The organism is Streptomyces sp. MMG1533, assembly GCF_001279775.1.
GTDB lineage: Bacteria > Actinomycetota > Actinomycetes > Streptomycetales > Streptomycetaceae > Streptomyces.
This window is the reverse complement of the sequence record NZ_LGDG01000284.1, coordinates 16,658-30,521: the sequence shown is the minus strand read 5'-3', so window position 1 is coordinate 30,521 and position 13,864 is coordinate 16,658. Positions and strand designations below refer to the sequence as shown.

Below are 13,864 nucleotides of genomic sequence, written 5' to 3'. Positions count from 1 at the left end.
CTGTGGGGTGTCACAGCTTGCCGCCTCGCCCGCCGTCGCGCCGCGCGGGCGCGATGAGCGTCGAGAGATAGGGCAGGGGCTCCCCGTCCAGCTCGGCGGCGGGCCGGATGGACTCCTCCGACAGTCCGAGCGCCGACCCCCACACCGCGTCGTCGATCCGCCCCGTCTCCCGCAGCGCCTCGGCCACCTCCTGCGCCTGCCGCCCGAACTTGTAGGCGACGACGGTCCCGGGCCCGTTCAAGGCGTCCTTGAGCACGGCGGCCCCGGCGGTCACCGGCACCAGCGTCAGCGGCTCGGTCCCCTCCGTGAGCACCGCCCCGGAACGCGCCGCCAGGTCCTGCATCGCGGTGATCCCGGGCACGGTCTCCACGACGACGCCCGGCACCAGCTCGCCGATGGTCTGCGCGAGATAGGTGAACGTGGAGTACACGTTCGGATCGCCGATGGTCGCGAAGGCGACGGAGCCATGGGCTTCCAGCAGCCGGGCGACCCGGTCCCCGGCCGCGTCCCAGGCGGCCTCCCGCCGCACCCGGTCACTGCGCTCGTTGAGCGCGAACACGACCCGTACGACCTTCTCCTCGGGCACGTAGTGCAACACGGTCGCTTCAGCTCGCCCCCGCTCACCCGTATCCATCACGGGTACGACGACGACCTCGGCGGCGCGCAGAGCGTTGACGCCCTTGACGGTCACCAGCTCCGGATCCCCGGGCCCGACCCCGACTCCGACCAGTCTGCTGCTCATGACGTCCGGCACCTCTCCACGAACCTACGGGCGACACCGGGCTCCGACGCCCAGTGCGTGTGCAGATAACTCGCGTGCACCGCGCGCTCCACAAAACCTTCGACCCGCCGGTTCGGGGTCCGCACACCCCAGGCGGGAGCGTCCCCCGCCCCCGGCTCCACGACCGTCCGATGAAACTCGTGCCCGCGCATCCGCGTCCCCGCGGCGGCAAGCACACTGTCACTCACGGCCACGGCGTCCCGGTAGCCGAGGGTGAGCCGCTCGCCCATCCGTGCGGTGGCATCGAGCACCCCGCACATGGGCTGCCCGTCGAGCTCACGGCAGAGATAGAGGAGCCCGGCACACTCCGCGGCGATCGGAGCACCACCGAGGGCGAGTTCGGCAACGGCCTTGCGCAGCGGCTCGTTGGCGGACAGCTCGGCGGCGTACACCTCGGGGAATCCGCCGCCGATGACCAACCCGCCGGTTCGGTCCGGCAGTTGCTCATCACGGAGAGGATCGAAAACGACGACCTCAGCTCCGGCGGCGCCGAGCAACTCGGAGTGCTCCGCATAGGAGAACGTGAACGCGGCCCCTCCGGCGACAGCGATCCGCACCCTTGAGCCCGGGCCGGCCGCACCCAGCCCGTCCGGCGTTTGAGGACAAGGCCCCTTCAGGGCCGAAGGGGGGTCTGGGGGCGCAGCCCCCAGGGACGGGACGGGAAGGGGCGGCGGGGGCGAGGAAACCAGGACCTCAGCCGCATCCCAAGCCGCACAGGACAACGCACCAGCACCTCGCGCCAGCGCAACCAACGCCTCCAGATCACACCCGGCACGCACCTGCTCGGCCATCGCGGCAACGGCCTCGACAGCTGCCCCCTGCCGCTCGGCAACCGGCACCAACCCCAAATGCCGCGACGGCGTCGACACCTGAGCCACCCGCCGCAACACCCCCAGTACCGGCACCCCGGCGGAGTCCAACGCCTCCCGCAGCAGCTCCTCGTGCCGATCGGACGCGACCTTGTTCAGGATCACGCCCCCGACCCGCACCTCCGGATCCCACGACGCGAACCCGTGCACCAGCGCCGCCACCGACCGCGACTGCGACGACGCGTCGACGACCAGCACCACCGGCGCCCGCAGCAACTTCGCCACATGAGCGGTGGACGCCAGTTCACCCTCCCCGGCGGCCCCGTCGTACAGCCCCATCACACCCTCGACGACGGCGATGTCACACCCCCGCGCGCCATGCGCGAACAACGGCCCGATCAGCTCGGCTCCGCACAGATACGCGTCGAGATTCCGCCCCACCCGCCCGGTGGCGAGCGTGTGATACCCGGGGTCGATGTAGTCCGGCCCGACCTTGTGCGGGGACACGGCAAGCCCCCGCGCGGCGAGCGCGGCCATCAACCCCGTGGCAACGGTGGTCTTGCCGCTGCCCGAAGAGGGCGCGGCAATGACCAGCCGAGGGACGGAAGCAGTCACCACTCGATGCCCCTCTGCCCCTTCTGCCCGGCGTCCATCGGGTGCTTGACCTTGGACATGTCGGTCACAAGATCGGCGAACTCGACGAGCTTCTCGGGAGCATTGCGCCCGGTGATCACCACATGCTGGGTCCCGGGCCGGTCCCGCAGCACGGAGACGACCTCATCGACATCGATCCACCCCCAGTGCATGGGGTACGCGAACTCGTCCAGCACATACAGCCTGTACGTCTCGGCGGCCAGGTTCCGCTTGACCTGCTCCCAGCCCTCGCGGGCCTTCTCCTCGTTGTCCATCTGCGCGTCGCGCTGCACCCACGACCAGCCCTCGCCCATCTTGTGCCAGTCGACGGACCCGCCTTCACCACTGGCCCCCAGCACCCGCAGCGCGTTCTCCTCGCCGACCTTCCACTTCGCCGACTTGACGAACTGGAACACCCCGATCGGCCACCCCTGGTTCCAGGCGCGCAGCGCAAGCCCGAAAGCAGCGGTGGACTTGCCCTTCCCGATCCCCGTGTGCACGACGACGAGAGGCCGGTTACGACGCTGACGGGTCGTCAGACCGTCCTCCGGCACGACACTCGGCTGCCCCTGCGGCATTACGCGGCCCTCCTCGAATTGCCCTGAACTTCCCTGACCAGCCCGGCGATGGAGTCCGCCCGCAGCTCGTCCAGCGTCACCGCCGTACCACCCAGCTCACCCGCGAGCTGCCCGGCCAGCCCCAGCCGCACGGGCCCCGACTCGCAGTCCACGACCACGGAGGCGACCCCCTCGGCCGCGAACAGCCGAGCCGCACGCCCGGCGAGCGCCACCGGCTCCGGCCCACCCGTGGCGCGACCGTCGGTCACGACCACGACCAGCGCGCGCCGCGCGGGATCCCGCAGCCGCTCCACCCGCAGCACCTCGTGCGCCCGCAGCAGGCCCGCCGCGAGCGGCGTCCGTCCACCGGTGGGCAGCGACTCCAGCCGAACCGCCGCGGCGTCGACGGACGAGGTCGGCGGCAACGCGACCTCGGCGGCGGACCCGCGGAAGGTCACCAGCCCCACCTTGTCCCGCCGCTGGTAGGCATCGAGCAGCAGCGACAGCACGGCGCCCTTCACCGCGCTCATCCGCTGCCGAGCCGCCATCGAGCCCGACGCATCGACGACGAACAGCACGAGATTCCCCTCGCGTCCTTCCCGCGTCGCCTGCCGCAGATCGTCACGGCGTACGACGAGACCGCGCCCCGACCGCCCCCGCGCCCGCTGATGCGGCGCGGCCGCCTGTACGGTCGCCGCCAGGTGCAGCTTGGTCAGCGCCCCTCGGGGTCGCCGGGCCCCGGTCGTCCGCCCGTGCTCGGTCCGCGCCCGCGAACGCCGCCCGGCGGCCCCCTCACCGAGTCCGGGCACGCTCAGCACCTTGGTACGGAAGGGCTCGGAGGCCCGGGCCGGCTGCTGCTCACCCGAGCCGCCACCGGAAGGCTGCGGCTCGCCGCCCTCCTCCCCGGCCTCGGGCCGCGCACCGGTGTCGCCTCCCTCAGGGCCGTCCTCCGACGGCGGCTGCCCGCCACCGCCACCGGGCCCGTCGGGATCCGGATCCTCCTCGCCGGAGTCGCCCCCGAACTCCTCGAGGGTCTCGTCGAGCTTGTCCTCGTCAAGTCCGGGCGCGTCAAAGGGATTACGACGCCTGCGGTGCGGCAGCGCGAGCAGCGCGGCCTGCCGTACGTCCTCCGCGATCACCTCGGTCCGCCCGGCCCACGCGGCCAGTGCGGTCGCCGTCCGAGCCATCACGATGTCGGCCCGCATGCCGTCCACCTCGAAGGCGGCACAGGTCGCCGCGATCTGCCTGAGCGCCCCGTCGCCCAGCAGCACCGACGGCAGCAGCTCCCGCGCCGCCACGATCCGCGCCCGTACGGCGGTCTCCTCGTCGGCCCACCGCGCGGCGAAGCCGGCCGGGTCGTCGTCGTACGCGAGCCGCCGACGTACGACCTCCACCCGCTGGTCGGGCTCCCGCGAGGCCGCGACCTCGACGGTCAGCCCGAACCGGTCGAGCAACTGCGGCCGCAGCTCGCCCTCTTCGGGGTTCATGGTCCCGACGAGCAGGAACTTCGAGGCATGCCGTACGGAGACGCCCTCGCGTTCGACGTACGACGCACCCATCGCCGCCGCGTCGAGGAGCAGGTCGACGAGGTGGTCGTGGAGGAGGTTGACCTCGTCGACGTAGAGGATCCCGCGGTGCGCGTCGGCGAGCAGTCCGGGCTCGAAGGCCTTCACGCCCTCGGCGAGCGCCCGCTCGATGTCGAGGGCGCCGACGAGCCGGTCCTCGGAGGCCCCGACGGGGAGTTCGACCATGCGGGCCGGGCGCGCGGTGCCGTTGCCGGGCTCGTGCGGCCCGTCGGGGCAGGCGGGGTCCGGCCCCGCGGGGTCGCACGAGAATCGGCAGCCGGAAACGACCAAGACCTCCGGCAGCAGCGCCGAAAGGGCCCGCACCGCCGTCGACTTGGCGGTGCCCTTCTCGCCGCGCACCAGCACACCGCCGACCGCCGGGGACACGGCGTTCAGCAGCAGCGCGAGGCGCAGGTCGTCCTGGCCGACGACGGCCGTGAACGGGAACGGGGTACTCACTTGTCGTCGCCCTCCAAGTCGCCTTCCAGCTCCAGGTAGGTGGCCCGCAGCCGCTCGATCGTGTCGGCGTCCGGCTCGGCCCACAGTCCGCGGTCGGCGGCCTCCAGAAGCCGTTCCGTGATGCCGCGCAGCGCCCAGGGGTTGGACTTCTTCATGAAGTCCCGGTTCTCCTGGTCGAAGACGTACTCCGCGCTGAGCTTCTCGTACATCCAGTCGTCCACGACCCCGGCCGTGGCGTCGTACCCGAAGAGGTAGTCGACGGTCGCCGCCATCTCGAAGGCACCCTTGTAGCCGTGCCGGCGCATGGCCGCCATCCAGCGCGGGTTGACCACCCGGGCGCGGAAGACGCGGTGCGTCTCCTCGCCGAGCGTGCGGGTCTTCACCTGGTCCGGTGTGGCCGAGTCACCGACGTACGCCTCGGGGGAGGCGCCCGTCAGGTGCCGGACCATGGCGACCATGCCGCCGTGGTACTGGAAGTAGTCGTCGGCGTCGACGAGGTCGTGCTCGCGGGTGTCGACGTTCTTCGCCGCCACGGCGATCCGCTTGAACGCCGTCTCCATGTCCCCGCGCGCCGCCCGCCCTGCGAGCCCGCGCCCGTACGCGTAGCCGCCCCACACCGCGTACACCTCGGCGAGGTCGGCGTCGCTGCGCCAGTTGCGGGCGTCGATCAGCGGCAGCAGACCCGCTCCGTACGCGCCCGGCTTGGAGCCGAAGATACGGGCCGTCGCGCGCCGCCTGTCGCCGTGCTCGGCGGTGTCCTCGTCGGCATGCGCCTTCACGAAGTTCCCCTCGGCCGGCTCGTCCAGCTCGGCCACCGCCTGCACGGCGTCGTCGATCAGCCCCACGACGTGCGGGAACGCGTCCCGGAAGAAGCCGGAGATGCGGACCGTGACGTCGATGCGGGGCCGCCCGAGCTCGGCCAGGGGCACGACCTCGAAGCCGGTCACCCGGCGCGAGGCGTCGTCCCACACCGGGCGGCAGCCCAGCAGGGCCAGGATCTCGGCGATGTCGTCGCCCTGGGTGCGCATCGCGGACGTGCCCCACACGGTCAGGCCGACGGACTTCGGGTAGTCACCGGTGTCCTGCAGGTACCGCTGCACCAGCGAGTCCGCGAGGGACTGCCCGACCTCCCAACTCAGCCTGGAGGGAATGGCCTTGGGGTCCACGGAGTAGAAGTTGCGCCCGGTCGGGAGGACGTTGACCAGGCCGCGCGTCGGCGAACCGGACGGCCCCGCGGGGACGTAACCGCCGTCGAGGGCCTTGAGGATGTGGCCGATCTCGTCGGTGGTCTTCTCCAGGCGAGGCACGACCTCGTTGCAGGCGAACTCCAGCACGGCGACGGCGGAGGGGAGTTCGGTGCCGATGACCTCCCGGATGAGCGCACGGCTGTCGCCCGCCGCCCAACCGCGCGCCTCCATGCCCTCCGCGATCCGCCGGCACAGCTGCTCCAGCAGGTCGATGGCGTCGGCGGCCGAGCGGGCCGGGCCCTCGACGAGGTCCGTCAGCTCCACCGGGACCTTGACCGGCGCCCCGGGCTCGGCCAGCAACTCCTTTTCGGTGAGCCCGAAATGAGCCGCGAGGCAGGCCCGCAGCCCCGGGAGGGCGTTCGCCTGCCCTCCCCACACCTGCGAGGCACGCAGCACGGCGAGCACGAGGTTCACGCGCGGTTCGGCGACCGGACCGCCGCCGAGGATGTGCAGCCCGTCCCGGATCTGCACGTCCTTGATCTCGCACAGATAGCCGTCGATGTGCATGACGAACTCGTCGAACGCGTCGTCGTCGGGCTGGTCGTCGACGTGCAGGTCGTGGTGCAGCTCGGCCGCCTTCACCAGCGTCCAGATCTGCGCGCGCACGGCGGGCGCCTTCGTCGGGTCCAGGTCGGAGACCAGCGCGTACTCGTCGAGCAGCTGCTCCAGTTTGGCCAGGTCGCCGTAGGTGTCGGCCCGGGCCATCGGCGGCACCAGGTGGTCGACGACCGTGGCGTGGCCGCGCCGCTTGGCCTGGGTGCCCTCGCCGGGGTCGTTGACGATGAAGGGGTAGATGAGGGGGAGTGCACCGAGCACGGCGTCGGGGGCGCAGCCGCCGCTGAGGCCGAGCCCCTTGCCCGGCAGCCATTCCATGGTGCCGTGCTTGCCCATGTGCACGATGGCGTCGGCGCCGAAGCCCCCCTGCGACGTTGCAGCCTCCAGCCACCGGTAGGCAGCCATGTAGTGGTGCGACGGCGGCATGTCCGGGTCGTGGTAGATCGCGATCGGGTTCTCGCCGAAGCCGCGCGGCGGCTGGATCATCACGACGACGTTCCCGAACTGGAGCGAGGCCAGCACGATGTCGTCCCCGTCCACGTAGAGGCTGCCCGGCGGCTCGCCCCACGCCTCCAGCATCGCTTCCTGCAATGCCGGGTCGAGCTTCTCGAACCACGCCCGGTAGTCCGCCAGCGGCACGCGCGCGGGCGCCGCGGCGAGCTGCTCCTCGGTGAGCCATTCGACGTCGTGGCCACCGGCGTTGATCAGCCGGTGGATCAGCTCGTCACCGTTGTCTGGATGCCCTTCGACGCCGTACCCGGCGTCCCGGAGCGCGTCCAGGACGCGGATCGCCGAGGCGGGCGTGTCGAGGCCGACCGCGTTCCCGACCCGCGAGTGCTTGGTCGGGTAGGCGGTGAAGACGAGCGCGAGCTTCTTGTCCTGGTTCGGCTTGTGCTTCAACCGCGCATGCCGTACGGCGATTCCGGCGACCCGCGCGGCCCGCTCCGGGTCGGCGACGTACACGGGAACGTCGTCCGGCCCCTGCTCCTTGAAGGAGAAGGGGACCGTGATCAGCCGCCCGTCGAACTCCGGGATCGCGACCTGCATCGCCGCGTCCATGGGGGAGAGGGCGGCGTCGGACTCGTCCCAGGCCTGCTTGGAGGACGTCAGGCAAAGCCCCTGCAGCACAGGGACGTCGAGGTCGGCGAGCGCCCCGATGTCCCAGGCCTCCTCGTCACCGCCGGCCGACGCCTGCGAGGCGTGCGTGCCGCCGGCGGCGAGGACGGTCGCGACCAGGCTGTCGGTCCTGCCGAGGATCTCGTACAGCCCGGCGTCGGCGCCGCGCAGCGAACCGCAGTACACGGGAAGGGCGTTGGCGCCCCGCGCCTCGATCGCGTCGCACAGCGTGTCCACGAAGGCGGTGTTGCCGCTGAGTTCATGGGCGCGGTAGAAGAGCACGCCGACGGTCGGACGGCCGTCCTGGACCGGACGGTCCCCATGGACGCCGTACTCCGGCATCTTCTGCGGCTCGACGAACCCCTCGCCCGTCAGCAGCACGGTGTCGGAGAGGAAACGCGCGAGTTCGGTGAGGTTGGCGGGCCCGCCCTCGACGAGATACCGCAGCGCCTCGGCCACCACACCGGCAGGCACGGACGACTCGGCCATGAGCTCCGCGTCGGGCACGGCCTCTCCGCCGAGCAGGACGGTCGGGATCCCCGAGGCCCTGAGGGCGGCCAGCCCGTCCTCCCAGGCCCGCTTGCCGCCCAGTAGTCGGACGACGGCGATGTCCGAGCCCTCGACGAGCCGCGGAAGCTCCTCCGCGACATCCACCCGGGTCGGATTGCCGATCCGGTACGACGCATCGGCAGCGGCCCGGGCCGCCAGCAGATCCGTGTCGGCGGTCGACAACAACAACACTGTGCTCATGCGGGCGCTCCCGGTGGAATGAAAGGCAGTCCTTGCGGCGCGCCGGACTCGATGAGCCGCCACAGCGCGTCCGTGTCCGCGTGCTGTTCGATCAGGTCGCCGAGCCGGTCGAGCTGCTCCTCGCGCAGCGCGGCGAACGAGGTGTCGGCGGCCGGCACGAAACGACGGCCCGCGGCGGCCGCCACCTCGCGCAGGAACGCCCGCCGGAATCCGTCCGACTCCAGCGAGCCGTGCCAGTGGGTGCCCCAGGTGCCACCGACCCGGCAGCCGTCCAGGAAGGGATCCCCGCCATTGATCTCGGCGACCCCGTGATGGATCTCGTACCCCTCGACGTGCTCGCCGAGGGCCTCGCCGACGGGCCGGGTGAGGGTCTTCTCGCGGGCGAACCGCACACGGACGGGGAGGATTCCGAGCCCGTCGACCTGCCCGCGCCGGCTCTCGACGTCGTCCTCGATGTGCTCGCCGAGGACCTGGAAGCCGCCGCAGATGCCGAGGACGGGCTTTTGCTCGGCGGCCCTTCGGACGATGGCTTCCGCAAGCCCCCGCTCCCGCAGCCACTCCAGCGCCCGGACCGTCCCCCGGGTCCCCGGAATCACCACGAGGTCGGCGTCCGCCAGTTCCTCCGGCCGGTCCACGAACCGCACGACGACGCCCGGTTCGGCGGCCAGGGCGTCCACGTCGGTGAAGTTGGACATGAGGGGGATCGCGCAGACGGCGACGCGCAGGACGTCTTCGCCGACGGGCGGGGCCGTGTTCGACTCCCGTACGGTTCCCCGCAACGACACCCGCAGCCCGTCCTCCTCGTCGATGCCGAGCCCGTGCCGGAAGGGCAGGACGCCGTACGTGTGCCGCCCGGTGAGCCCGTGCAGCATGTCCAGGCCCGGCTCCAGGAGCGACACGTCCCCCCGGAACTTGTTGACGAGGAACCCGGCGACGAGCGCCTGGTCCTCCGGTGAGAGCAGCGCGACGGTGCCGAAGAAGGAGGCGAAGACCCCGCCACGGTCGATGTCACCCACCACCAGCACAGGCAGCCCGGCGTTCCGGGCGATCCCCATGTTCACGATGTCCGTCCGCCGCAGATTGATCTCGGCGGGGCTCCCGGCCCCCTCACAAATCACCGCGTCATACGTGCCCCGCAACTCGGCGAGACAGTCGAGAACGGTCCCGAGAAGCTTCTGCTGCCGCCCCCCGTGATACCCACGCGCGCTGAGCTCACCGACCGGCTTCCCGAGCAGCACGACCTGACTGCTCTGCTCGCCGCCCGGCTTCAGCAGCACGGGATTCATGAGCGCCGTCGGCTCGACCCGACAGGCCTGGGCCTGCATCGCCTGGGCCCGCCCGATCTCGGCCCCTTCCCTGGTCACGAACGAATTGAGGGACATGTTCTGCGCCTTGAAGGGCGCCACCTTGACCCCCTGCCGCACCAGCCACCGACAGATCCCGGCGGTGACGACACTCTTGCCCGCGTCGGAGGTGGTGCCGGCGACGAGAAGACCACCGTTCATGACATACGCCCCTTCGCCACGAGCCGTGCGGCGACGCTGACTCCGAGCGCGAGCCAACCGACGCTACGGGACAGTCGTACGGCCCGTTCGATGTCCTGGACGGCGACGGCGCGCCCTTCGTCATTCAGCACGGGCCGGTGCTCCACCCGGCCCCCGTACGACAGCGTCCCGCCGAGCCGCACCCCCAGCGCCCCCGCGAACGAGGCCTCCACGGGGCCGGCATTGGGGCTCGGATGCTTCGCGGCATCGGCACGCCAGGCCCGTACGGCCCCCCGCGGATCCGGACCCGCCACCGCGGCCAGTACGGCGGTCAGCCGCGCCCCGGGCCATCCCGCGACGTCGTCGAGCCGGGCGGAAGCCCACCCGTATCGCCGGTACTTGGCCGACTTGTGCCCGACCATGGCGTCGAGGGTGTTGACGGCCCGGAACCCGAGCAGCCCCGGCACGCCACCGACGGCCCCCCAGACGAGCGCCCCCACGACGGCGTCGGAGGTGTTCTCGGCGACGGACTCGACCACGGCCCGGGCGATCCCGTCGGCGTCGAGGGCCTGCGGATCCCGCCCGCACAGATGCGGCAGCCGCGCCCGGGCCCCGTCGACGTCCCCCGCTTCCAGGGCACGCCCGACGATCCGGGCCTCCCGGGCAAGCGAAGTCCCCCCGACGACGGCCCAGGTGGCGGCGCCGGTCAGCGCGATGGAGACGGCAGGGGACGTACGGACGGCGCGAGCGGCCACGCCCCCCAGGGCAACAGCGCCCCCGGCGCACACGACGGCGTGCAGCGCGCCCCACCCCCGGTGGTCCCGCCACAGCACCCGTTCCACGGCACCAGCGGCCCGCCCGAACACGGCGACCGGATGCCCGCGGCGTGGATCGCCCAGCAGGAGGTCGCAGAGAAGGCCGGCGGCGGCGCCGTACGCGAAAACGCGATCGGCACGCATGGACTCAGCCGACCGCTGTCACAGACAGGGTGCTGGTGTTGAACCTCGAACGGCAGCCGCGCATGGCGATATGTCCTCACTCAGGGTGTCCACGCCCTGGTTCGACGAGATCGGCGGTGAGAGTTCCTGGCTCCCGGGGCTTCCTACCCCGGTGACAGTGGCGGGACCGCGCCGGACTCACACCGGGCTTCCTCTCCTGCCGCCGTACATGGCTCCGGCAGTCCACCACGGGGTTGGAAGGGCCGTCAACTTGCTGTTGACCTGGGGCGGAGGAGTGTGCTGAGGCCCACATGCGTACACAAAGCCGTGGGGCGGGGAAGCATGCTTCCCCGCCCCACGGAACGGTGTCTCGAGTCGCTGTGCCGACGCTCCGCGCGTCGGGCGGACTCAGGCCACGATCAGATAGATCCCGTACCCCACAGCCGCCGCACACGCCGCGAAGCACGCGTACGCCCCTGTCGCCGCCAGCCCCGCGGACCCGCCCTGGGCCGCCGCCCGCTCCTGGCGGGACAGGCCGACGATGCCGAGGGTGAAGAGGGCCACGAGGGCCACGGTGATTACGAGGCTGACGCCGAAGACGGAGCCGAGGGCCGCCCAGTCGATCTTCATGCTGGTTCTTCCTTCAGGAGGGGTGGTGCCTGGGTGGCGGGGCTCAGACGGTGGTGGCCGAAGGGGCCGCGGGGTCGGCGGCGTTGGCCGCGGCCGGCGCCGGGATCGTGGCCGTGAGGTCCTCGGCCACCGTGCCCGTGGGCGGCGGCGTCACGGCGGCGATCGCCGTGGTCACCACGCCGGCCGGCTCCTCGGCGTCGTTGACGTTGCTGTGGTCGACGACCTCGCGGCGCGAGAGCTTCCAGATCGCGGCGCTGGAAGCGATCAGGAAGACGGCGACGACGGCCGTGCCCCAGGTACCGATGCCGGTCACGTACTCCGCGAGCGCGCCGACCAGGGCCGCGGCCGGGAGCGTGAGGCCCCAGGCGACGAACATGCGGGTGGCCGTCGACCAGCGGACCACGCCGCCCTTGCGGCCGAGGCCCGCGCCCATCACCGAGCCGGAGACGGAGTGCGTGGTGGAGAGGGAGAAGCCGATGTGGGAGGAGGCCAGGATGACCGTGGCCGCGCTGGTCTGGGCGGCGAAGCCCTGCTGCGGCTGGAGGTCGGTCAGGCCCTTGCCCATGGTGCGGATGATGCGCCAGCCGCCGAGGTAGGTGCCGAGCGCGATGGCGAGGCCCGCGGAGAGGATGACCCAGGTGGGCGGGTCGGAGTCGGGGGCGACGGCGCCGCCCGCGACCAGGGCGAGGGTGATGATGCCCATCGTCTTCTGCGCGTCGTTCGTGCCGTGGGCGAGCGAGACCAGGCCCGCGGAGGCGATCTGGCCGGCGCGGTAGCCCTTCTCGGCGGCCTTGCCGTCGGCCTTCTTGCCGACGCGGTACGACAGGCGCGTGGCGAGCATCGCGGCCAGGCCGGCCACGATCGGAGCGGCGATCGCCGGGATCAGGACCTTGGTGACCAGGACGTCACCGTGCACCGCGCCGACGCCCGCCGAGGCGATGGTGGCGCCGATCAGGCCGCCCATGAGGGCGTGCGAGGAGCTGGAGGGGAGCCCGACCAGCCAGGTGAGCAGGTTCCAGAGGATCGCGCCGACCAGGGCGGCGAAGATGACCTCGGGACGGATGCCGGTCTCGTCGACGAGACCCTTGGAGATCGTGTTGGCGACCTCCACGGAGAGGAAAGCGCCCACAAGGTTCAGCACGGCGGACATGGCCACCGCGACCTTGGGCTTGAGTGCACCGGTCGAGATGGTGGTGGCCATCGCGTTGGCGGTGTCGTGGAAACCGTTCGTGAAATCGAACGCGAGTGCGGTTACGACCACAATCGCGAGGATCAGCGAGAAGTTTTCCATTTACCCAGGCAATCGTTCGAGGTCATTGGTCGTATGAACGTAGGTAACCTGGGTGAACGGAAGGTGAACTGAGCAGGACCGCACGGTGTCTGGAGTCGATGGTTCTCGCACCGTCGAACCCCAGGCGCTCCGCGCGGCCCGGATGCCGCACGGTCAACTGCCTCCGGCGAACTTCCTCAGCCGGGTCATGGACCCGTTGAAGAGATTCTGGTCACCCGGCAGACTGCCGCTGTTGTCGTACTGCCAGATCGTCCAGAACGACCAGCCGGCCGGCAGCGCTCCCGCGTCCGCGGAGTTGTAACGGGCGACCCACAGCGCGTGGTTCGAGGCGAAGGCGCGGCTGCTGCCGGTGCACGTGTTCCACCAGTGGGTGGTCGTGTAGATCACCGGACGGCGGCCGGTGAGCCGCTTCGTCTCGTCGCTGAACGACTTGATCCAGCTGACCATCTTCGCTTTGGTCAGGCCGTAGCACTTGTGCTTCTTGTCGTACGGGTTGTACTCGATGTCGAGTGCGGGAGGCAGCGTCCAGCCGTCCGCACTCCATCTGCCGCCGTTGCGCACGAAGTGCGCCGCCTGCGACGTGCCGGACGACTTGTTCGGCAGGGCGAAATGGTATGCCCCGCGGAGGATGCCCGCGTTGCGCGCGCCGTTGTACTGCCGGCCGAAGTAGGGGTTGCGGTAGGTGGTGGACTCGGTCGCCTTGACGTAGACGAACTTGGCGCCCTTCGTCCTGGCCTTCTGCCAGTCGACGTTCTTCTGGTGGGAAGAGACGTCGTGCCCCTTCGGCAGGCCGGCTGCCGAGGCGGGCGTCTCGGCGAGGGCCATCCCCCCGACGGTGAGTGCCGCCACGGACACCGCAAAAGCACGGGTGTGGCGGCAGGACGGATTGCGATCACGGGCCATATGTCCCCCCGGAATGGCGACGTGCACGAAAAATCTCCCAGAGATTACTGGAAGATCATCCAATCTTCGACGATCTCCGGCCAAGCGATCGAAGAAGCCCATGTATGCCTATATGCGATCTTTCGGAGCCGCCGGTTCCGGCCTAA

At 71.3% G+C, this 13,864-nt stretch carries 10 protein-coding genes and 1 riboswitch; all 10 genes read right to left on the bottom strand.

Translation table 11 applies throughout. From position 1 onward, the window contains the following. Nucleotides 1-10: 10 nt before the first annotated feature. Complete coding sequence (gene cobI / locus ADK57_RS44455) at nt 11-742, bottom strand: precorrin-2 C(20)-methyltransferase (RefSeq protein WP_107091804.1); 732 nt, start codon at nt 740-742, stop codon at nt 11-13. After that, complete coding sequence (locus ADK57_RS44450; RefSeq protein ID WP_053755580.1) at nt 739-2,205, bottom strand: cobyrinate a,c-diamide synthase; 1,467 nt, start codon at nt 2,203-2,205, stop codon at nt 739-741. The genes cobI and ADK57_RS44450 overlap by 4 nt, the downstream gene beginning before the upstream one ends. Continuing rightward, nucleotides 2,202-2,801 carry a cob(I)yrinic acid a,c-diamide adenosyltransferase gene (cobO, locus tag ADK57_RS44445; protein WP_053755471.1) on the bottom strand — a complete coding sequence of 200 codons (600 nt, stop codon included), beginning with the start codon at nt 2,799-2,801 and terminating at the stop codon, nt 2,202-2,204. Before cobO ends, ADK57_RS44450 begins: the two co-directional genes overlap by 4 nt. Beyond that, nucleotides 2,801-4,804, bottom strand: a complete 2,004-nt coding sequence (locus ADK57_RS44440; RefSeq protein WP_053755470.1) for a putative cobaltochelatase — start codon at nt 4,802-4,804, stop codon at nt 2,801-2,803. The genes cobO and ADK57_RS44440 overlap by 1 nt, the downstream gene beginning before the upstream one ends. Further along, the gene (cobN, locus tag ADK57_RS44435; RefSeq protein ID WP_053755469.1) at nt 4,801-8,472 is read right to left on the bottom strand and encodes a cobaltochelatase subunit CobN; all 3,672 of its coding nucleotides are present in this window, start codon (nt 8,470-8,472) and stop codon (nt 4,801-4,803) included. Before cobN ends, ADK57_RS44440 begins: the two co-directional genes overlap by 4 nt. Continuing rightward, nucleotides 8,469-9,977: a cobyric acid synthase gene (locus ADK57_RS44430; protein WP_053755468.1), complete on the bottom strand. Its 1,509-nt coding sequence runs from the start codon at nt 9,975-9,977 to the stop codon at nt 8,469-8,471. The genes cobN and ADK57_RS44430 overlap by 4 nt, the downstream gene beginning before the upstream one ends. Continuing rightward, on the bottom strand, nt 9,974-10,915 hold the full coding sequence (locus ADK57_RS44425) for a cobalamin biosynthesis protein (RefSeq protein ID WP_053755467.1): 942 nt from the start codon (nt 10,913-10,915) through the stop codon (nt 9,974-9,976). Before ADK57_RS44425 ends, ADK57_RS44430 begins: the two co-directional genes overlap by 4 nt. 99 nt (nt 10,916-11,014) lie before the next feature. Further along, nucleotides 11,015-11,158: riboswitch (cobalamin riboswitch) on the bottom strand. A 144-nt stretch (nt 11,159-11,302) separates the two neighbouring features. Continuing rightward, the gene (locus ADK57_RS44420; protein ID WP_053755466.1) at nt 11,303-11,524 is read right to left on the bottom strand and encodes a hypothetical protein; all 222 of its coding nucleotides are present in this window, start codon (nt 11,522-11,524) and stop codon (nt 11,303-11,305) included. A gap of 43 nt (nt 11,525-11,567) precedes the next feature. Next, nucleotides 11,568-12,815, bottom strand: a complete 1,248-nt coding sequence (locus tag ADK57_RS44415; protein ID WP_053755465.1) for an inorganic phosphate transporter — start codon at nt 12,813-12,815, stop codon at nt 11,568-11,570. Between the two features lie 153 nt (nt 12,816-12,968). Next, the gene (locus tag ADK57_RS44410) at nt 12,969-13,718 is read right to left on the bottom strand and encodes a lysozyme (protein WP_053755464.1); all 750 of its coding nucleotides are present in this window, start codon (nt 13,716-13,718) and stop codon (nt 12,969-12,971) included. Nucleotides 13,719-13,864: the final 146 nt, after the last annotated feature.